10 protein-coding genes are annotated in these 22,736 nt (G+C 37.9%); 5 read left to right on the top strand and 5 right to left on the bottom strand.

Annotated features, from left to right (window positions below; all coding sequences use genetic code 11):
- Window positions 1-58 precede the first annotated feature (58 nt).
- From QX565_RS04870 to QX565_RS04885, 4 genes are all read right to left on the bottom strand, one after another.
- Window positions 59-4,108 (bottom strand): hybrid sensor histidine kinase/response regulator transcription factor, encoded by a 4,050-nt coding sequence (locus QX565_RS04870; RefSeq protein ID WP_289291604.1) that lies wholly within the window; start codon window positions 4,106-4,108, stop codon window positions 59-61.
- A gap of 95 nt (window positions 4,109-4,203) precedes the next feature.
- Complete coding sequence (locus QX565_RS04875; RefSeq protein WP_221650734.1) at window positions 4,204-6,471, bottom strand: GH92 family glycosyl hydrolase; 2,268 nt, start codon at window positions 6,469-6,471, stop codon at window positions 4,204-4,206.
- Between the two features lie 28 nt (window positions 6,472-6,499).
- A complete protein-coding gene (locus tag QX565_RS04880) occupies window positions 6,500-9,304 on the bottom strand; it encodes a hypothetical protein (protein WP_289291605.1) in 2,805 nt (934 codons plus the stop codon).
- Window positions 9,305-9,431: 127 nt separating this feature from the next.
- Window positions 9,432-10,157 (bottom strand): T9SS type A sorting domain-containing protein, encoded by a 726-nt coding sequence (locus QX565_RS04885; RefSeq protein ID WP_002558831.1) that lies wholly within the window; start codon window positions 10,155-10,157, stop codon window positions 9,432-9,434.
- Between the two features lie 215 nt (window positions 10,158-10,372).
- Here QX565_RS04885 and QX565_RS04890 point away from each other — a divergent pair, with 215 nt between their 5' ends.
- From QX565_RS04890 to QX565_RS04910, 5 genes are read left to right on the top strand one after another with little or no spacing between them, the layout of a single operon-like run.
- Entirely contained in the window at window positions 10,373-13,546 is a 3,174-nt protein-coding gene (locus tag QX565_RS04890) for a SusC/RagA family TonB-linked outer membrane protein (protein WP_002558832.1), read from the top strand.
- A gap of 13 nt (window positions 13,547-13,559) precedes the next feature.
- Entirely contained in the window at window positions 13,560-15,335 is a 1,776-nt protein-coding gene (locus QX565_RS04895) for a RagB/SusD family nutrient uptake outer membrane protein (protein WP_002558833.1), read from the top strand.
- A 33-nt stretch (window positions 15,336-15,368) separates the two neighbouring features.
- Window positions 15,369-16,097, top strand: coding sequence for a DUF3823 domain-containing protein (locus QX565_RS04900; RefSeq protein WP_002558834.1), 729 nt, complete (start codon window positions 15,369-15,371; stop codon window positions 16,095-16,097).
- 40 nt (window positions 16,098-16,137) lie between these two features.
- Window positions 16,138-17,418 carry an MFS transporter gene (locus QX565_RS04905; protein WP_002558835.1) on the top strand — a complete coding sequence of 427 codons (1,281 nt, stop codon included), beginning with the start codon at window positions 16,138-16,140 and terminating at the stop codon, window positions 17,416-17,418.
- A gap of 3 nt (window positions 17,419-17,421) precedes the next feature.
- Window positions 17,422-19,464, top strand: coding sequence for a glycoside hydrolase family protein (locus QX565_RS04910; protein ID WP_195348728.1), 2,043 nt, complete (start codon window positions 17,422-17,424; stop codon window positions 19,462-19,464).
- An 82-nt stretch (window positions 19,465-19,546) separates the two neighbouring features.
- Here the strand turns inward: QX565_RS04910 and QX565_RS04915 are convergent, their stop codons facing one another.
- Complete coding sequence (locus tag QX565_RS04915) at window positions 19,547-22,468, bottom strand: M16 family metallopeptidase (protein ID WP_122201096.1); 2,922 nt, start codon at window positions 22,466-22,468, stop codon at window positions 19,547-19,549.
- Window positions 22,469-22,736 lie beyond the last annotated feature (268 nt).

Below are 22,736 nucleotides of genomic sequence, written 5' to 3' on the forward strand. Positions count from 1 at the left end.
AAAGAAACGCCGCTTATCGGAAAACCTGGTATCGTAGGATTACAAAAGAGTATGATGCTTATTCATTCATAGCTTTTGAACCATGTTTTTTTCTATATTCTCCAGGAGTAAGATTAAATTGCTTGCTGAACTCATGATAAAAGTACGCTTTATTATTAAAACCACAATCAAACATTATTTCCTGTATTGTCTTGTTGGTCATCTTCAATAATTTCTCTACCTGATTCATTCTTATTTTCCGGATGAATTCAGTGGGGGTTTCTTCTTTTATCTCTTTCAGTTTACGGTAGAGCATTATTTTACTGATTCCCATTTCATTGGAAAGCATTTCGATTGATAGATTTTCGTTGTCTATATTCTCAGAAACAATCCTGGTTAGTTTCAGGATAAATTCTTTTTCTTCTTTATGAACAGTTTTTCCTTCAATTTTTTCAATAGCTGATAAAGGAGAAGCATAGAAATCTTTTAAGCTTCTGCGGCTTGTGAGAAGACGGTCAATGGTTGTTTCAAGAAGCATTGAATTAAAAGGTTTTCCTACATAAGCATCTGCTCCGGTTTGTAATCCTTCAATTTGATTATCAATAGAGGTTCTGGAGGAGAGAAAAATTACTGGTATGTTGGCGGTTGTGTTTTTACTCTTTAAGTGATTGACAAATTCAATCCCATTCATTTCCGGCATTATGATGTCACTGATAATTAAATGGATACTGTTCTTTTCTACCATTTCTACGCCTTCTTTCCCATTAGAAGCAAACAATAAGCTATATTTATGTTTCAATAAGCCATATAATAAACTACTGATTTCTTTATCGTCTTCTACAATTAGGATTACTGTTTGAGACATGTTGTTAGTATCTGTATCTGTCAATTCTGTAATGTCTGTATACTCTGTATTTATGGGCGGTTCTTCTGTTACCAATGGAGGCATTGAGACCGGTTGTTTGTTTGTGAGTTCCAATGCCGGAAGAGATATGGTGAATTGAGTATAATCATTTAGTTCACTTTCCACTTCAATTGTACCTTTCAAAAGATCAGTTAAAGCTTTGCAGAGTGCCAATCCAATTCCATTCCTGTTTTCTCCTTGAGCCATTTGTTTTTCAAACTGATCAAGTATCTTGAATCTGTTGAATATGAGATGAATATCTTCTTTCTTAATTCCTTTCCCATTATTTTTGATTTGAAGAATAAGATGTTCATTAATTTGACTGATAGATAAATGGATATATCCATTTATTGGGGTGTATTTAAAAGCATTGGATATAATATTGAATACGATCTTTTCAAAGCAACTACGATCAGTGATCCATGTGTTGGTATCATCTTGTATCTGAATTGAAAACTGTATGTTTTTTTGTGCTGCGGTATTTGTGAAATAATCAGTTATGTATTTTACAAATTCATGTATATCAACAATTTCAGTTTGCAACTCTAAAAAACCAGTTTCTGCTTTACGAAATTCAATCAGTTCCTGAATGAGTTTTTGCATTCGTCCGGCATTAGAGTGTATTGTTCTAACATATCTCTTAGCCTCCGGTTCCAAATTTCTTATTTTTAGTAATTGCTCCGAAGGAACGAGAATCAAAGTTAACGAGTTACTGAATTCGTGTGCTATATTTGTGAAGAACCTAAGTTTGGCTTGATGAATTTCTTCCGTTTTAGTCTTCTCCAAATTGCTTAATTCTAATGTATGTTTCATTTGGATTCTATTTTTAACTACTGAATAGATAACAAATAGAATACTGATGGATGTAAGAAAATAGAAAAGATAAGCCCATTTACTCAGCCACCATGGTGGAAGTATACGGATCGGGATTTCATAGATATCCTCTGACCAGATTTTATTGGCATTGTTAAATCTGATTTTTAATATGTAGTCGTCCGATGGTAATTTATTGAGTACAATTAGCTGTGAAGTCCCCATTTGTATCCAGTTCTTTTCATAAGGTGCAAGTTTATATTCTATTTCACATTTCATACCTGATATGTAATCGATCGGAGTAAATTTAAACCCTATCAGATTTTCAGTATGGTTGAGCACAATCATTTTTTTTCCATTGATCTTTTTAGTAAATTTACGGATGTCAGCATTCTCATTATTAATAAGGAAATCATCGAAATTAAGCCGGGGAGAGAAAGTGGCTTCAGGAATACTTTGAGGATCAAATTTATTGTATCCATTAATACCGCCGAAAAACAAGTTGTTAGTGTAGGAAGACTTATAGGATGCACCATCAGAAAACTCGTTGTTTTGTAGTCCGTCGTTTTGATAGTAAGAAATGATTTTATCGTTATTTTTGGATAATTTGCCTAATCCTTTGTTTGTGCTGATCCATATATTACCATCATTGTCTGCTTGTATGCCATGTATCGTATTATTGGGCATACCATCTTTTTCGGTGTAATGTTTGAAAGATATCGTTCCCTTTTCGTCTTTTTGCATGAGATTAAGTCCGAGGCTGGTTCCTATCCATAGCTGATGATCAGGATCTTTATATAAAGTGATGATATCATTGTTGCTGATGGAGGACATTTCTTTTTCTGAAAAGCGATAGGTGGTAAAAGTATAGGTATGTGTGTCCAGATAATTGAGTCCTCCTCCCCGGGTACCAATCCATAAACCGTTATGATCATCAGGAATAATGGAGAAAATAACATTGTTACTAAGCCCTTTCTTATTATGATCCTGATAGATGAATTGTTTATATTCTGTGACCTCATAGGGAGTTTTTGATCGGTTTATAGTTAATTTATAGAGTCCGAATCCATTCGTACCTATCCATAATGTATGATCATTCTGAATATAAATGGCGTAAACGGAAATGATATCAAGTTTCTCATTCATTTTCAGAGTATACAATTTTTTTGTTTTATAATCCCAATAATTTAGCCCTTTGCCATCTGTTCCTATCCAGCATATGTCATTTTCCTTTCCTGCTAACGCATAGACGGAGTTGTTGATCAGACCATTATTGGTCGTAAATTGTGCAAAAAGATTTTCGGTAGTATCATCTTGAAAGATATATAGGCCAGAGCCTTTGGTACCAATGAATAATTGTTTGTTTTGATTTTCCCAAAAACAGCGTACCGGACTGAGTCCATAAATAGATGAATTCTTTAATGAATAGGATGTGAACCGATTATTCTTTGGTGTGAGCATAATAACACCTTGTCCGTCTGTACCCACCCATAGTATATCTTGTGTCCCCTTATAAATAGAAAAAACAGGGATATCTTCTATAAGAGTTGTTATTTCATGGTTTGGGGCCTGGATGGAAAATAAGCCATTGACTGTACCGATGATATAGCCGGTCTTTTCAAAAATAATAGAAGAGATGACTTTAGAGAAAGGTATTTCCGTTATTTTTGTTTCAGTCGGTATATCATAGATATTGATATGTCTGTTTTCATTTTGTTCCCATATCTGATTTGTGTATAGATTGTAAAAAACATCATGGGATGACTGGCTTAAGATGACCGGTTTTATATCTTTTATATCAGGCTTGTTTTTACTCCAGTCTAGATTGACTCTGTATAATGAATTGTTGTCAGTGAATAGCCATAAATTATCATCCTTATCAAAAAATAGCTTTTTCAAGGAGGTTTCTTTTAAGTTTCTTATAAGGATGAAATCCGACAGTTCTTCATCAAAATAATATAATCCAGTGTTGTATACTGAAGCTATAACTTTATTGTGGCTGTTTTTACAGATTAAAAAAGAGCGTTCTTTAAAGATGGTATTTTCTTTGTTATCATAGAAGAAAGATTGAAACCGCATAGCTTCCGGAGTGTATAGATTGATCCCGTTATCTGTAGTGATCCATAGCTTACCTTTGGTTGTTTCAATGATATCTCTGATTATATTATTAGTAATATTGCCAGGAACATTGGGGTTGGGTTTGAAGGTTTTGAATTCACGGCTATTATATAAATTCAAGCCATCCCATGTCCCAAACCACATTAAATTGTTGGAATCCTGGTAGATTACATTCACCGAACTGTTAGATAAGCCTTCATTATTGGTTAACCTGTTTATGACGACCGGAGAGACATCGGCATATGTATATACGGTAATGAGTAATAAAGTAAGTAGATATAATACTTTCTGCATGGTGTTTTTCTGTCTTAATTGGACAAAGTTATACGATCTGGCCTGATTCCATGTCTTAAAAAAACAGCAATGGTATTAAAAAGTCATAATGGAACCTATTCGCCGGAAGGAGGAACGGACTCAGAAGAGCTCCCCCATTCCGGGTTTGCTCTGTTCCCCATTATAAGAATTAATTTTCCACCATTTTTTATTTCGTCATGGCTGAACCAAGCCTTATTCCACTTTTTACCGTTTAAAGTAGCCGATTGAATATATTTGTTTTCTTCAGAATTATTGAGAGCTTCTATTTCGAAAGTCTTTCCATTTTTTAAATCTATTTTTATAGACTGAAATAACGGGCTTCCGATATTGTAAACAGGAATTCCCGGCGTTACCGGATAAAATCCCATAGACGAGAATACAACAAAGGCTGATAAACCTCCTCCGTCTTCATCACCGGGAATTCCCATCAAGTCATTTCTGAACCATTGTTTGAGCAACTGTCTGATACGCTTTTGGGTCATCCAGGGCTTACCGGCATAATTATACAGATAAGGGATGTGGAGCGAAGGTTCATTTGCCATGGAAAATTGACCAACATTACCTGTATGATCCGGAAATTGATGATAAAACAGAAATTTTTCCATTCCAAGTGGTTCTGTGAATAAGTCGTCAAGATTGCGGATAAACTGCTCTTTTCCTCCCATTAATGTGATCAGGTCGGAAATACGATGAGCAACATCCCAACGATAAATCCATCCGTTATTTTCATCATAATATTCTCTTCCTCCTTGTCCTCCTGCATACCGATAATCAAACGGCATGATGAAATTACCATCTTTGTCCTTCGGATGGAAAAAAGAAGTCTCTTCATTAAATAGATTCCGGTAGTTGTAGGAAGCATTTAAGAAGTAGTTATAATCATCGTCAAAATTTAATTTCTTCGCTATTTGTGATAAGCACCAATCGTCATAGCAGGTACCTAAAGTGACGGCTACTGCCTGTCGCTTTTCAGTAGGGGAAACTTGTGCTACCGTCTCTTCTTGGTTCGGATGTAAAGCCGGGTAGTATCCTTTGGTCCTGTAGAATGTGTCTAATTCTGTGTAAGGTGCTTTTTGCCAAGGTAGAAGGGTCTTTTCGGTTAATGCCCCTTTGCTGGTTTTATAGGCAGTTTCCAGGTCAAAATTAGTAAGTCCTTTAATGTATGCATCCCAGAGAACGATTACTCCATGATTTCCATTCATCCGGTGGCTATCACCTGTGATTTCCGGAAATGTAGGTAACCAGAATTCTGGGGATTGCTCGGCCATACGGAGATAAGAGTGAATCATTGCCTGTTCCGCTTCCGGATCTATCAGAATACGTAATGGGTGGGCAGCCCGATAAGTATCCCAGATCCAATCGTCCGTATAGAAAGGAATTCCCTCATCGTTATGTATTTGATGGTCGAATGCACTGTAATATTTTCCTTCTTCCGATATATTGATCATTCGCTCGTATACTCTGTATAGGGAGGTATAGAAAACTATTTTATCGTTTTCATTTCCTCCCTTTACAGAGATACTACTTAAAGCCTTATTCCAGATATCCTTTCCTTTTTCGGCTACCTGATTAACATCAAAGGTTCTGATTTCTTTTCTTAGATTGCTTTTAGCTTGTTCGCTGCTAATAAAAGAAATTCCATATCTGATATTTATGGTTTGTGTTTCTTTATTATATTTCAGAACAGCAGATTTATTTTCACCGTTGATACTGCTTGCTCCATAATAGACGGATGTGCCGGATAGGAACCCGGTAGAGTGAGGCTTTTGTTCTGTCTCTAAATATAGGTATATTTTGGTTTGGCTATTATCAATTATCTGATACCCTTCTATATGACCTTCTTCATTGAACGTTAGCTTTCCGTTGCCTACATTCAATAAAATAAAATTAGCTTCTTTCCGGCTTTCTTCAAATTGTATGGTATAAATGGCTGACCGGTGTGAGGGTGCATAATCAACGTTGATTTTATTTTTATCAAGAAAAACAGTGTAACGGTAAGGAGTTATTTTTTCTTGATCGTATGAGTAATAGACTTCAGAACAGGCGTCGGATTCATTCCCCTGAAATGGATTGAGGTTGAACACGGAACTTCCTCTATGACTTGTAACGGCAATAGGCAGACCTTTAATCAATTCGGAGGTATAATTGGCTCTTTCAGGATATACTCTTAACATACTATTGGGCAGATGTACGGTCGGATAGGTTGGTACTAACAGATGACTGATGTTACCCATGTATGGGTTTACATAATCTACCGGAGTCTTAGTACTTTCGGAAGAACAACCGGATAATAGTATTGTAAAAAGGTAAGAGGCTATATAAAGAAGGGCTGGCTTGTTCATGATGTCTCGGTATTTTTGGATGGCTAATTTAATGAGTAACGATTACTTTATTAGAATATACTTCTCCAGGAAGGTGCAGGCAGATTAAGTAAGGTTGTGGGTGATAATTGTTTAAATAGTATCTTTTTTCGCTTTCTGTAGATACTTTTTGATTGGCGAGAATTGCTTGCAAACTGCCTTTCAAATCATATAGGTAAAGCGAGTAGATTTGATTTAGTGGAACATATATGCTAACAAACGGACTGGATGTGTAATTATTGGATATTTTCATTATTTCATCATTCACATTGTTTACTTTTATCTGACTTGGGTTCCCGTCTTTGTAGACGGGAACTGATTCTCCATAATTTGTCCGGATGATCCGGGGAGTATTTATATAGCTTCCACTGACGGAATAATTTCCTTCTGTATCACATTCTATATTAAGTACGTCGTTTCCGTAACGGATACCGCTGATTGTAGCTGCTTTTCGGAATAGATTCTGGATATAAGGTACTCCCATATCGTATCGAAAACCATTTTTGATCATTACGAAGTCAATTATCATACTGGCACCAAATAGAGAGGGGCGTACTCCTGTCGGATAAGGTGTATCAGTTGTTTCATACTGTTCGGAGAACCATCCTCCGGAACGGCAGATATCCCGGATACAGGCATCGATTACATTCTCGGCTTTTTTCGTTTTTTGATGTTCAAGTAATCCGTATAATGTATAGCTTACATCAGGATATTTGGGAAATCCCATACCCGAACCTCCAAAATTCTTTTTCGGATTGAAATTGAAAGAAAAAAGTGAATATAAACTTTCGAGATAATCTCCCGAAAGCAAATTCATGTGCAGACCGGATGTTACCCAATATGGATGCCCTTCAGATCTGCCTTGTGTGGAAAGATCGTAATACTGTGAAGGAAAAGTTGTTGGTGTACGCCAGAACCAGGGTAAACACTGATTATAGAATTCTTTCTGTTTGATTCTCCATTCATTTGCTGTTTGCTCATCACGGATTATTTCACTAATTTTGATCATATAATCAATATCAATAATAGCAGAGAAGGCAAATTCCGCATCTTTCTTATTTTTATCCGGATATGAATTATATATCCAATGTGGGTAAATCAGTCGCCAGTTTAGATATCTTTCTAATGGAGCATATATTTTTTCAAGACGTTCTTTGTCTTGGGTGGTTTGATAAAGTATCCAGGCTGTTTGGGCTTTTCTGGACGGAAGACTTTCACCCCCTATTACCCCATCTTTGTCAGTGAGTGACATGAGTCCTTCAAAAGCGTCCCAAGCCGTTTCCGGGTCAATGAAAGCATAGAACTGTATGCCAAAGAAACTCTCCCAAGTGGCACTATAAGGAGCCCGATCGTCCGATTCGTCCCACATGGATCCCTTACCTGTTACTACTTGTGGATAAGGAAAGTGTACCGGATCTGGTTCAAGGACATTTTGAGCTACGAATACCCAGGCGTTGTAATAATCTCTTCTGACTTGTTCGGCTGTTATACCATAATTATCTACAGTTTCGATAGAGAAGTTTGAAGGGCAGGGAACCTTTTTTAGGAAGTTGTTCCAAAACATCTTACGTTCGATATATTGAGTTTGCATATTATCCCCATTAAACGGAGCATTGATGCGATTGGTTATAGTAGAGGAATCTTCTTTGTCGTTACTATATGAGAAAGCTACAGCTGTTCTTAACTCATTCTTTTGAAGTGAATTAATATTGAATTTTACAGCCCAATAAGGGCCATATCCAGGATTGGGTGAACCGTTTATTTGAGATTTTAATTCAATTTTACTTTTGTAGAAGATGATTTCGGAAGGAGAAAATACATCAGATTTTACGGCAAATGAGAATGTACCATTATTGGTTTTCAGAATGTCATTGGTTACTGATATATCTTTACCTGCGTAATAACCAGCAAGTATAAAAGAACTATTATTGTTTGACGGATTAAATTTAATTTGTCGGGCGATGGTGTTCTTGTCGTAGAAGAAGTCGGTTCCGGTGAGAGTGGCTCCATCGGAATAAGTGGCTTTAAAGGGTAGTTCATTGGGTAACCATTCGGTTGAATAAGAGACTGCTTCTTCACAGGCCTCTTCGCCGTTTATGCCAATGAATCGCATGTCACTGAGTACAAAGTAAGAATTTAAACCGATAGCCCATAAGTTGAAAGAGATTCTTTGATTACCTTTCCAGGTAGTAAGTTCGCGTAAATCGTATTCAAAGGTTCCTGTACCGGATGCATCCGTTCGAAGGATAACTTCTTCATTTTGGGTGTTTCTAATTTTTAGAGACCATTTTCCGGAAGCTTGTGGCATGTATAAAGTGAGTATTGGAGTCTTATCCAGATCAATAGAAATACGATTGGTGGTAGTTAGTGATTTATAGGAAGGATTTGCGTTACTGTTTACACTCATCTTGAGTCCTTCTTCGATAATCTCTAATTTAGAACCATTCTCAGGGTACCACTTTACTGTGCTGGTTAGATCGGCTTGCCAGCCGGTTTCTAAAGTAGAAGCAGACGATTGCCCTTTGTATCGATATAGGAATAAAGCATTATCTATACGCCGTTCGCCGATACGTTCCGTACTAAGATAACCGATGTTTAGCGGAAGTGAGGGATGGTTTGAAAAATCAGATGGAGTAGTTGAGGGAGTTGCATTATAAAAAGCAAAAGGATTTAGAACTAATCGTGATCCCGGGATACTTAAATCTCTGCTTTGATTCTTATCCGATTCACGGAGTTGTTCCGTGTCAGGTATTTGTGCACAAATACAGAACGGTAGAAATAAAATGAATAGAGAAGATAATACTTGTTTCTTCATGGTATTTTCATTATGAGGATTAAGAATTTACAAATTTATGATTATCTGCATCATATATATAGCCTGTTCTTATTTATAGTTTTTAGTCGGTTAATATGCGTGATTACAGATAATCATATTCTGAATTTTAATTAACAATTACTTTTGTTGTTTTCTCCCCGATTTTAACGAGATATAGCCCTGCCGGAAGATCTATATCTTGTTTGCTATTAGCTGATATTATACTTTTTATTATAGCTCCGGTCGAACCAAAAATAGTAATAGCTTTATTTTCTACATTATTCAATACAAATCCTCCGGGTTTATTAGTCAGTGTCGTAGGATTGAATACTTGATTTAAACCGGTTCCGCCGTCTCCATAAAAATGTAGATCACTGATTACTAATCTTTGTCCTTGTCCGATTACCCATAGATACAGTTCAAAAGAAACTTCTCCACTGTCTTCTCCTAAAATAGAAGGTATGGTCCCCTCGAAGTTGAATTCTCCAAATTCAGAAGAGTCACCACCACCTGCTGTAGAACCAGTAAGTAGAGATGCCTGATCCGGAAGATCGGGTGCTGCTATTTTAACATTCCATTGTGCGCCTTCATCCCCTTCGGTCGTAATACTGAAATTAGGGTATTTTTCCAGATCCAGGTCTATAATACGGATATACGTCTCTTGCCAGGCTGGTTCGGCTGCGGTCCAGACTTCGAGTACTAAATTACCTTCTTCTTCATAAATGTCCATGTTCTTGCCTTCCGACCATTCTTCGGGGTCTAGGCTAATAGACTGAGTCTGTGCATTTACACTAATGATGAACGAGCTTACCAGAAGTACTCCGGTTGTAAGTAGTAAATTTAAAGTTTTCATACGCATTGAATTTAAATGATTAATAAATGTGTGGCAAATATAGGAGATTGGGGTTATTGCACAGGTCTGTTATTTTTTCATATTGTTATGCTAAATCTTTATTTCAGCTATTATTGCGCTGTATACTCGTTTGCTAAATAAACATACTTTAAAGTATTGAATGGTTCTTATATTTGTGCCTCAATTAATCGTATTACTAATTAAAATCTACTATTATGTATTACCTGAAGTCTAATTACTACATCAGAGGTATTCTTTTCCTCAGATTACTTTTTATCTTTTGTTTTTTATGTGGTGTGACCCTAGTACAGGCTCAAAATGCTGTTACCGTTAAAGGGACAGTAACATCTCCCGAAGGTGAACTGTTGATAGGAGTGTCAGTAACAGTAAAAGGTGACAAGAATATAGGTACGGTTACTGATATGGACGGGCATTTCCTATTGCGGGTACCCTCTGCAAAAACTACACTCCGGTTTTCTTATATTGGATATCGTGATTGTGATGTTGTGGTCGGAGATAATAAAGAGTTGCTGGTAGAAATGACAGAAGATATCCATTCATTGGATGAACTTGTGGTTGTAGGATATGGGACACAAAAGAAAGCTACTTTAACCGGAGCTGTTTCCTCAGTAAATAACAGTCAGATTATTACTTCTACCAACAGCAATCTACAACAGAATATAGCAGGAAAAATGGCTGGTGTAAAAGTGATAACTAATTCAAGCGAACCAGGTGCTTTTAAATCACATATTGATATACGTGGAATGGGAGAACCGTTGGTTGTTATTGATGGGGTAGTAAGTGATATGGCAACTTTCAACCGACTATCTGCCAACGAAATAGAGAGTGTGTCGGCATTGAAAGATGCATCTGCTGCCGTATACGGAATGCGGGCTGGTAATGGCGTACTCCTGATTACAACTAAAAATGGGAAAACCACCGGGAAGGCTAAGATAGAATATTCCGGAACCTATGGGTGGTCTCATCAAACCGATTTACCGGAAATGATGAACGCATTTGAATGGGCTTCTATGATTAATGAAGTAGGGTTAGCCCGATATGCTAATCCGAAAGGAACCTATACGCCAGAACAGTTGGAGGTATTTAGAAATACACCGGATTTTGATTTATATAGTCAGTATATTAAAGATTTTGTACCCCAGACCAATCATACTATAGGTGTTTCCGGTAGTGTGGGAAAAAATCAGGAAGTGAACTATTTTATTAATGGGAGTTACTTTAATGAGGAAGGTATGTTTAAATCCGGATCAATGGATTACGAACGTTTTAACTTCCGGACAAATCTGACTGCGAAATTAGGGTATGGATTGACGGCTAATGTAAATATCGGATATATTAAAGATGAGAAGAATGCACCTTTTCAGGATGCATGGAACCAGATAAAATGGATGTGGTTTACTCCCCCGGTAAATCGTGAAACGAATGAACCGTTGACAAGTATATATGCAAATGGCAATCCTGACTATCCGGCATATATGGGAGCTGAATTGAATCCTGTAATTAACTCTGATTCGGAAAATGGAGGCGGATATAAAAAGAATAAATCAGATCGTACTTCTATTCAGACCTCTCTCAATTGGGACATACCTTTTTTAAAAGGGCTAAGTGCTAAGTTTATGTATAACTATAGTCGTTATAATGCTCTTTATAAAGGATGGAATCCTGCGTATACTTTATATACATACAAGGATGAACAATATATTCCTAAAACTTATATGTCACCCAGTACATTAGTGCAGGATGTGCATTGGGCAACTACTAATGGTTTACAACTATCTGTAAATTATAAAAGACAGTTTGGACAGCATACTATTGATGTTCTTGGACTTTTTGAACAGTCGCAGAATAGAACAGAATATCAGGGAGCTCAACGTTATTATACATTTGATCTGGACGAACTGGCTGCTGGTAATAATGACAAGACACAAGTGATAGGTGCCTCATTTCCTGACATTATCAGGAGGCAAGGCTATGTGGGCCGTTTGAATTATAACTTTGCGGAAAGATATTTGTTAGAACTTGCTTTTCGTTACGATGGTTCTTCTATGTATACAGGAAGTGGGCAATTTGGATTATTTCCTGGTGGCTCTGTTGGTTGGCGTTTGTCGGAAGAATCCTTCTTCAAATCTATAAAAGCTTTATCATTTATTGATAATTTGAAGTTAAGAGCTTCTTACGGAGTTACTGCTGATGATGGGGTAGCTGCTTATCAATGGGTGTCAGGTTATACCTACCCCAGTGGCTACTATTATTTTGGAAACGATAAAATGAATGCTATTTCTGACAGGGGGGCAACTAATCCGAAATTAACCTGGATTGAAAATAAACTGATGAATTTTGGTCTTGACTGGGACATGTGGAATGGATTATTTGGAGGAACTGTAGAGACTTTTGTCAGAAACAGGACTGGTATACCTGCCCGAAGAAATGCTTCTATACCGGGTGTGACAGGCATGGATCTGCCACAAGAGAATTTAAATAGCACACGTACCTCAGGTTGGGAGATAACTCTTACCCATAGCAATAAAATCGGAAGTGTAAAGTATGATTTTACCGGAAATTTTATGTATTCCAATACAAAGAATATATATACCGAGCGTGCTCCTTCATCCAGCTCTTATCGTAATTGGAGGGAGAATGTGAACAATCGTAATAGTGGTCTTTGGTGGGCTATGGAATGGGGAGGTGTTATAACACCCGGTATGGATATTTCTACTTTGCCCAACGAAGAAGGTACCTTTCAGAATTCAATATTGACACCGGGAGACTTTTATCATACAGATCTGAATGGTGATGGTTATGTGGATGGAGAAGATATTTATCCTTTCTTCCATAAGGGTTATCCGAAAATTCAATATGGATTTACAATTAATCTGGAATGGAATAATTTTGATATAAATCTACATTTCATGGGTGCAGGTAAAAAGAATGTAGTATATAGCGAATTCCTTAAAACACCTTATGCATTTGACGGATCTGCCGGAGCTTTGAAGTTTCATACCGACCGGTGGAGACAGGATGAATCCGGTAATTGGATTGCAGGCACTTATCCCCGTTATCGGGATAATTCATATTCTTTCAATTACCGGGATGATACCTGGCGTATTATGGATGCAAGCTATTTGAGGCTGAAAAGCGTGGAGATCGGTTATACTATCCCTCAAAGATTGACTCGTAAGGCAGGTGTATCACATGCCCGTATTTTTGCCAATGGCTTTAATCTGTTGACATTCTCTAAATTGAAGAATATGGATCCGGAATATCCCGGTTGGGATGTTGATAATCCTGAAACAGGTAGTGATACGAACTGGGGATATGTTTATCCAACTTCTCAGAATTTTAATATCGGATTGAACCTAACTTTCTAAAAAGCAACAAATCATGAAAAAAGTTTTATTATATAGTATATTGATATGGCTATGTGCAACTGCTTGTAGTGATTATCTGGATTTGAAACCATCTAATATTGTCACAGATGAGGATGTATATGCTAATGAGTCAGGTGTGAAGACAGCACTTACAAGGTTGTACATTGATTTGCCTATTGAAGATTATCGTTTTGATCAACGTGGGGGCTTCAACAATACTAATTATAAGTTTGAAGAATTGGAGACAATTACTGGTTTTGCACGTAATCGTAAACAAGATGACGGTGCTAATCTGAGTGGTAATTCAGGTAATTCCTGGTGGAATTATACAGTGATCAGAAATGTATGTAAATATATAGAGAATCTGAATAAATACTCTGCCGGAATGACTGCCGATAAAGTGGATGGTTATCAGGCAGAAGGATATGCCATCAGGGCTTGGTATTATTTTGCGATGGCTAAACGTTTTGGGGGACTTCCTTATATTGACAAAGTGTTGGAATATTCAGGCCCTTCCAGTATTCCTTCACTTGAAATTCCACGTAATAGTGAGCAGGAGACTTGGGATTATATTTTGGCTGATTTGGATAAGGCACTCGAGCTGAATATTCCGGAAAACAATCCTCAAGGACGAATTAATAAGGCTGTAGTATATGCATTGAAGGCACAAGTTGCTATTTATGCAGCAAGTATCGCTAAATATAATGATTTGGTATTGGAAGATGAAAATACCGGAAAAATGGTTTGCGGGATTCCTGCATCTGAAGCTGACAGATATTATGAGATAGCTTATCAGGCGGCTAATGAAATTATTAAATCAGAAAAGTATGAATTGGCACGGTCATTTGACACGAATGATTTAAGTGAAAACTTCAGAAAGATATTCCTGAATGTGGAGCCGGATAAAAATAAAGAGGTTATTATGAGTCGTTCATATTCTTATCCTGATTTAGTTTATCGTTTTGATGTGGATCGTTTGCCTTGGGGAGGTCAAAGTAATCCGAATAGTTGTCCGACTCTTGATTTAGTGGAACAGTTTGAATATTTGGATGGTACTCCGGGTACATTTAATACTTCTGCCGGCAGTTATATACCGGGAGAGTTTGATAATCGCGAAGATTTGTTTGCTGGTCGGGATGCACGTTTATTGGGGTCGGTGATTGTACCGGGATCTACATTTCAGGGAGAATTGATCGATGTGAAGTATGGTGAGATTAACGCAAGTGGTAAAGAACAGACTTCTGCCAAATATCGTGGGAAGTATGGTATGGGCGAAGATAATAAGACACCTACTTCTATGTTTCAGAAAAAAATGATTGATGACTCTAAAAAACATAGTCTTACTGAATTTGACAGTGACCAACCATGGACCGTTATCAGATATGCAGAAATTCTGTTGATAGCTGCTGAGGCCCAGGTAGAACTGGGACATCCGGAGATTGCTCAACCTTTGATTAATGATATACGTACCCGTGCTGGTTTACAGGAGTTACCCGTTTCAGCTATAACCATCGGAGAGGTGCGCAGACAATATATCTGTGAGTTTGTTTTTGAGAATAAAATTTTTTGGAACTATCGCCGTTGGCGGATTTTTGATCAGGTGATGGGGGAATTATTCCGTCCCCGTGGACTTTTCCCAATGCTTGATACCCGTACTAATAAGTGGAAATATAAAGTTGATTTTGTCGGAACCAATGATTTGCTATTCTTAAAAAAATACTATTATAATTCTATTTCGGCAGATGAAATAAAGAAGAATCCCAAGTTGGTCCAGAATTATGGTTACTAATGAATTTAATTATAAAAATAAAAAAGACCGATTATGAAAAGAATATCATTTTATAGTATATATACTGTGTTATTGTGTGTGTTGTTTACGTCATGTGATGTGGATAACTATGACGGACCGAATGCTAAGTTTAGAGGCGTTGTTATTGATAAAACAACAGGTAAGGGTATTCAGACTGAACAACCGAATGGTTTCAAAATCAAGTGGACAGAATTAAGCTGGGAGTATCAGGACAATATCCAGCCGGAGTACTTCTGGGGAAAAATAGATGGCTCTTTCAATTGGGAGTATGCCTTCGGGTATGCAGGTTCTCTTTATGAGGTTCAACCCGTTCAGGGAGCTTTTGTCACTCCTGAGCCTCAGCAATTCTCGTTGGAGAAAGGTGATTATCCTAATTTTACTTTTGAAGTAATACCTTTTATACATATTGATTGGGAATATGCTTTGGAAGGTATGGAGCTTGTTGTGAAATTTAAAGCAACTCGTCCGGAAGGTAGTACAGATGAGAACTTTTATGCACTTTCTACTACTCGTCTGTTCATCTCAGATAAGACAAAATATGTCGGGGGTATGAATACGGGGGGATTTATTAATGATTTGAGTAAGCGAATCAAGTTAAATGAATCTGATCTGGGAGTAGAACAGACTGTTAGAGTAGAACTTGAATCCGGGAAAAAATATTATATGAGGGTTGGAGTTCAAACGAAAAATCCGAGTAATGCGTATAATTATACAGAAGTGGCGGAAATTACGGTACCTTAGTTTTCCTCTTGCTTATTGTTAAATACTTAAGAAAGATTGTATGAAGGATATTAATTTATTCAAATCACAACCATTGAATACAAAAGTTCTGTTGGCTACGGCGGCTATTTATGCATTTGTGCTACCGGTTATAGAAATATTTCAGGCAGCATATATCATGGGGCAGTCTGCTGATATGGCAAGAGTTGTTTTGTATCAGTTAATGGTTTATACAGGTGTTCCTATCACTTTTATTTTCAATGGGTTTTTACTCCGAAAGATAGCCCCGGGCTGGTTATATTCTTTTGGTATGTTACTGGGTGGTATATCGATGTTGTATATGACTTCTTTGCCTGAACTGACAACAGGGGGCATTGGTATAGCAGGACTTATCATGGGGTTGTCTTTCGGCTTCTTCTGGGCTAACAGAGATTATTTGGTGTTGGTTAGCACTACTGACGGGAACCGGAACTATTATTATGGAACAGAAGCTTTTTTCAATACTTTTGCGGGGGTAGTTATGCCCATTATCATTAGTACTATTATTGTGTATATCACGCATAAGTATGTCGGGCTAAGCAATGTTCGCTCATTTGCCTATCAGGTCATATCTTATTTTATTATTGGATTGACCATTATTGCTTCGGTGTTGATTCTTACAAAAGGGAAATATGAAAAACCGGATAGTCCGAGATTTCTCTATTTCAAATTTGACAATTTATGGAATAGAATGCTGTTGATGGCTGTATTGAAAGGATTAGTTCAGGGATTTATTGTAACAGCTCCTTCTATATTGATATTCAAGTTTATTGGTGAAGAAGGTGCACTTGGTCCAATTCAAAGTGTTTGCGCGTTAGTTACAGCTTTTTTGATGTATATTATCGGGCGGAATGCAAAGCCGGAACAACGTTTGCATATTCTTTTTATTTCATTAGCTTTGTTTATCATCGGAGCGGTAACTAATTCGCTTTTGTTCAATACGCTTTCTGTAGTGATATTCTTACTATGCCTGGTAGTGGCCCGTCCAATGTTTGATATAGCTTATTTCCCTATTCAATTGCGGGTAATTGACTTTGTTTCGGGTATTGAAAAGAGAAATGAATATACCTATATTTGCAATCATGAATGGGGACTTTATGCCGGACGTCTCATCGGATGCGGGTTGTTTATACTTATTGCTAAATTCATTTCGGAAGATGCTGCTTTGAAAATAACTTTGCCTTTAGTTACTATTTTACAAGGGGTATCCTACTTTGTAGCCCGAAATTTGCTTACTCGCATGGAGAAGAAGGAAAAAGAATCGATTTGTGATAAAACTATGTGTAATGTAGTTGTCGTATAAAATATGAAAAAGAATTTTAGTTTAATAATAGCTCTGTTTTTTCCGTTTTTGGTTGTAGGAGCACAACCTCCTAAAAGTACAGACCTGATGGAAGAAGGGGGGCTTCAACGTCGCGATCTGAGTATTGAAGGTTCGAGAATTGTAATTAACCCTTATGATTTTGATAAAAATCCGGATGAAATTACTCCTGTCGTTTATAGTAATGCTTCTTCTTTACCTTTAAACGTTGCTTATTTGAGTACAAACAATAATGATAAAGGAAATCGTTTTGGAAGAGAAGTAAAAAAACTGTTGCTATTATTGACCGATACTGGCGAAGGATACAGCGAAGCATTGACGTACCAGACACAGTGGATGCCTCATGCATTACCATTTAGTGCTACTTATCCGCAAAATGTATATGTGGAAGGGACTGACTTTTTCTATGACGAAAACACGCTTGTGAGGAGCGTTCGTTTTCGTTCAAACATCCGTATTGTTCTTGCAGGAAGTATTCCGGGTAAGGTTGATTATCATAATTCTTATTTAACTATAGAACATCCTGATTTTAAATATGCTATAGCTTCTAATGGGCTGTTTAAAGGAATTACCTATTATGGAAGTTATGATGATTTGAAAGCTAAGAAAAATAGGGTGAAGGATGCTACTAAAGCCAAATGGTGGGCAATAGAAATGACTACAGTTCCCGATATGGTTTGGAGTATTTCTTTTGCTTTACCGGAGGAATCTTCCGGGAAAATGCTTACCCGTGTATTGGCTCCATTGAAAAAGGAGAAGGCGTTAGATGCTTATAAAAAACAGGAAAAGTACTGGGATACATATCTTTCGCGGGTACCTCAGCCAGTGGATTTCTCATTACGTTCCATTGATGCAAAAGGAGTTACTCCGGAACAAGTAAAAGCTACCTATTATAAAGCATGGGTGTTTTTGGCACAGTCTGTATTGTGTCCCGATCCGGCAGTTTATCCTTATTATCAACTTGTAGCAGGAAAGCCTTCTTTATGGGATCATGGTCATAAGAGTTCTCCTTTCTCAGCTGCATGGGAATCTTTTGTCGGGATGCAGTTATATGGGTATATTAATCCCTCTATTTCCTGGAGTGCATTGAAAGGTATGCTTTCATTGGTTGATGATGAAGGTATGTTAGGTGGTGAAAGTCTTCCTTCCAAGAAGGCAGAAACAGCCTGGATCTTATATCAGTTGACGGGAGATGTCAGATCGTTGGAAGAAGTTTATCCGGCTCTATCCCGTTATTTGGACTGGAGGATAAAGAATCCTCGTTGGATTTATTTGGGTATGACACCTGAAAATGAAAAGGATATAGAGTTTGTCGTTGCAGGACTTATAGATATCAAATGTATGGCTCAAATTGCCGATGTACTTGGTAAGAAAGTAGATGCCGGCGATTGGAAAAATAAATATCAGAGTCTGTTCTCACAATGTCTGAATTGGTTTTGGGATAGTCCTCAGACACTACCAGTCCAACATCTTAATCAGTTTAAAGGGAGAGATACCTTTCCGGTTCAGATTACTACCGGATTGTATCTGGATGAGCTTTCGGATGATTATTATGAGAGTATGTTAGGACTTTTCTATAAATACTATGATACTGAACTGCCATTTGCCGGATTTGATGCGGCAAAATATCCGGATATGAATTATACGGTATATGGATTGATAGAAAAAAATAAGGTTACTCTTGCCCGGAATTTGTTAGAAGCAAATATTCGGGATATCGTGTTGACCAATTCGGTTTTTGCTGAAACTTATCGGAACGGTAAACCCAGTGGAGTGAGGCCTTCTATATTCGGAATGGCTTCTATTATTGATTTTGTTTTATTGAAAAATAATTATTTTTATCAAAAAGGAGAACCCCATGTTGTGAATTTGTTCAATACTACATCCGGGGTAGATGGTTTATGTATTCGGGGTAAAAAGCTGAATGTACACCATAATAACGGTGAAACAGTTATTGTAACTGGTAATTTACTCAATGAAACGAAGGAAATTGATGTACAGGAAAATGAGATAAGAACCATATATTAATGTGTGCCTCAATATAAAAAATGCACCCCTAAAGTTTATTTTCTAACTTGTGGGGTGCATCTTTATTTTTTAGATCTATTCTTTAATATCCAAAAATCTCTTCTTGTGTAAGTTCCTGAACTGGTCCCACTTCTTTTAGTTTTTCCATATCCAACTCTTTTTTGTCACCGAGGATACAGTATGTATAGGTGCGTCCTTTCACCCATTTATTCTGAAAGTTGATAACATCTTTCAGTGTCATGCTTTGTGCATCATTATACAGCTTAATACGGCTGTCTACATTTTGTCCCAGATCTTGTGCATTAATGTATGACCATATGATGTCACTCTTAGTGATACGTTCTGTACGCAGACGGGCGATAAGTGCTTCTTTGGCAAGCTGGAAAGCAGCTTCAGACTCCGGCATGTTATCGATAATATCGTTGAAAACCTTGATAGCATCAATCATTTTATCATTCTGTGTGGCTATCTGAGTCTGGAGCAGATATGGATACTTCGAATAAGACGGACGGTTGAGTCCGGCCCATGCGGAGTATGCAAGTCCGCGGCTCTCACGCATTTCCTGGAATACGATCGAGTTCATACCACCCCCAAAGTATTCATTGTACATTTGGCGTGAGGGTTCAATCATAGGATCAAATTTTTCACCACGATTAGAGAGCTGGGTCATATAAATCTGTTTTGCCTCATAAGGGGAGATAAGCACTTTGGTTACCGGAGTTTCCAGACGTGGGAATTCATTACCAACAGGGATCTCTTTTAACTTTTTGGGAGCCTGGTGGTTTTTGTTGATAATAGCCAACAGTTCCTTTTCACTTGTTGGACCATAGTACATAATGCGGTGTTTGTAACTGTTCTGATTATGAATACGGTCTGTGAGTTCCTGAGGATCCATGGTTTGAAGTTCGGTTTCTGTCAGTATATTGGTAGCAGGAGATTTAGGACCATACATACCGTAGTTCATCAGTCTACGGAAGTTCTGCATCTGGTTCAGTTTGGCATCTTTGCGTGATTTCAGAATGTCGGCTACCATATTGGTATAAGCTTCTTTATTTACTTGTGCATCCGCCATCAGTTTCTCAAACAATTTCATTGCTTCAGGCATATTCTCATTCAATCCCGACAGTACAACATAGGTACGTTCGTTGCCCGGAGATACGCGGAAGTTACATGCCAGGCGATAGAATTCGCTTTTTACTTGCTCCGGTGTCATATCGGAGGTTCCCAGATAGTCAATGTAATCGAAAGCGGTACCGAGGGCTTTATCATTATTATTGCCCATGTCGAATACATAAATCAACTGGAACAGGTCATTACTTGTGTTCTGTTTGTATAGTACAGGAATGCCCGATTTAGCTTTCAGTTGGCTGAGGTCTTTCTTAAAATCAAGGAATACAGGCTCGATGGGCTTTACATTACTGTTTTGTATCTCCTTCAGGAAGTCACTGGCAACGTCACGGTTCATCACAATCGGAGTGATGGTTGGTTTTGCCATTTTCTTCTCATTCGGATTTTGTCCTTGCTTTTTATAAATAACGGCATAGTTCTGATCGGTCAGATATTTATTGACGAAAGTTACGATGTCCTCTTTGGTGAGTTTGGCAAGACGGTCGATGGCGGTTACTTCATCTGCCCAGTTGGTGCCGTTAATGAATGAGTTTACGAACATGTCTGCACGTCCCCTGTTACTTTCCAGTTGTTGAACCTGGTAGAGTTTGAAGTTATTGATATTGGCTTGCAGCATTTTTTCGTCAAAATCTCCTGCACGTAGCTTTTTGATTTCTTCAAGCAACAGGTTCTTTACATCATCCAATGTCTGTCCTTGTTTGGGACGGCCTTGCAGCATTAAAGCCGAGTAATCTGCCATGTCCAGTGGGTAGCCATAGGCCTGTAACACTTTCTGTTGCTGGTTGAGATCAAGGTCTATAAGACCGGCTTTACCGTTGTACAGGATTTGTGAAACGACCTGTAGGATTTCGTATTCCTTACTGGCAGCTCCCGGGAATCTCCATGCCAGTGTCAGGCTCTCGGCGTCCGGACCCAATACTTCACGGACGATAGGGGCAGTGATGGATGATTCTTTCGGCAAATTAAGTTTTGGTAAGTTATTATTAGGCCTTAAATGTCCGAAGTACTTATCAATCGTAGTAATCATCTGGTCCGGATCAAAATCACCGGATAGGCAAATAGCCATATTGTTGGGTACATACCATTGTTTGTGGTAGTTTTTGATGTTGGTGATAGAAGGATTCTTCAGATCTTCCTGTGTACCTAACACAGTCTGTGTACCATAAGGATGGTGTGGGAAGAGGGCAGACAATACTGTTTCGTATACCTTACGCGGATCTTTGGTCAGTGACATGTTTTTTTCTTCGTACACTGTTTCCAACTCTGTGTGGAAGCCTCGAATGACGCAGTTTTCAAAACGGTCAGCCTGTATTTTAGCCCAGTTGTCTATCTGGTTGGCAGGGATATTTTCTACATAGACAGTCATGTCGAATCCGGTGTAGGCATTGGTTCCTTTAGCTCCGATGGCAGCCATTAGTTTGTCGTATTCATTAGGTATGGCAAATTTGGAAGCTTCGTATGACAGGCTGTCTATTTTATGATAGATGGCTGTACGTTCTGCTTCATCAGTTGTTTTACGATATATCTCGAACTGTTGCTCAATCTGGTCGAGCAAAGGTTTTTCGGCAGCATAATTTTGTGTACCGAACTTTTGCGAACCCTTAAACATCAGGTGTTCGAAGTAGTGAGCCAGTCCGGTGGTTTCTGCGGGATCGTTCTTTCCACCTACACGTACGGCAATAAAAGTTTGTATACGTGGTTCTTCTTTGTTCACGGTCATGTAGACCTTCAACCCGTTGTCCAGTGTGTAAATGCGTGCTTTCAACGGATCGTTGGGCACTGTCTCATAGCGGTAGTCTTTGGACGTAGCTCCACTCACACTTGTCACTATTAAGAGAAATAGCGACAGGCAGGATAGTTTTAGTAGTTTATTCATATCAATGATAACAATTTAGTTACAAAAGCAAAGGTAGCGGATTTTTGCGTATCTTTGTCCCCTTGAGACAGATAAAATGATTGAATAAAGTAATTTCAATCGTAAATTGTAAATCGTTAACGTACCTATGCGATAAAGATTAGATAATGGTCATGACCATAGGGAATAAATTGTAAATCAAATGATTACTATTGAACAACTTAAAGACGTGAAAGAGCGCACTGATGCGCTGAGGAGGTATCTTTGACATCGACGGGAAGAAAATTCA

The organism is Bacteroides sp. 41_26, from assembly GCF_949740115.1.
GTDB classification, from domain to species: Bacteria; Bacteroidota; Bacteroidia; order Bacteroidales; family Bacteroidaceae; genus Bacteroides; species Bacteroides nordii.

What these genes read in the sequence shown, in the direction of transcription:
- QX565_RS04880 (WP_289291605.1), bottom strand. Translation starts at nt 9,304, where the DNA reads ATGAAGAAACAAGTATTATCTTCTCTATTCATTTTATTTCTACCGTTC.
- QX565_RS04910 (WP_195348728.1), top strand. Translation starts at nt 17,422, where the DNA reads ATGAAAAAGAATTTTAGTTTAATAATAGCTCTGTTTTTTCCGTTTTTG.
- QX565_RS04885 (WP_002558831.1), bottom strand. Translation starts at nt 10,157, where the DNA reads ATGAAAACTTTAAATTTACTACTTACAACCGGAGTACTTCTGGTAAGC.
- QX565_RS04915 (WP_122201096.1), bottom strand. Translation starts at nt 22,468, where the DNA reads ATGAATAAACTACTAAAACTATCCTGCCTGTCGCTATTTCTCTTAATA.
- QX565_RS04875 (WP_221650734.1), bottom strand. Translation starts at nt 6,471, where the DNA reads ATGAACAAGCCAGCCCTTCTTTATATAGCCTCTTACCTTTTTACAATA.
- QX565_RS04890 (WP_002558832.1), top strand. Translation starts at nt 10,373, where the DNA reads ATGTATTACCTGAAGTCTAATTACTACATCAGAGGTATTCTTTTCCTC.
- QX565_RS04870 (WP_289291604.1), bottom strand. Translation starts at nt 4,108, where the DNA reads ATGCAGAAAGTATTATATCTACTTACTTTATTACTCATTACCGTATAT.
- QX565_RS04900 (WP_002558834.1), top strand. Translation starts at nt 15,369, where the DNA reads ATGAAAAGAATATCATTTTATAGTATATATACTGTGTTATTGTGTGTG.
- QX565_RS04895 (WP_002558833.1), top strand. Translation starts at nt 13,560, where the DNA reads ATGAAAAAAGTTTTATTATATAGTATATTGATATGGCTATGTGCAACT.
- QX565_RS04905 (WP_002558835.1), top strand. Translation starts at nt 16,138, where the DNA reads ATGAAGGATATTAATTTATTCAAATCACAACCATTGAATACAAAAGTT.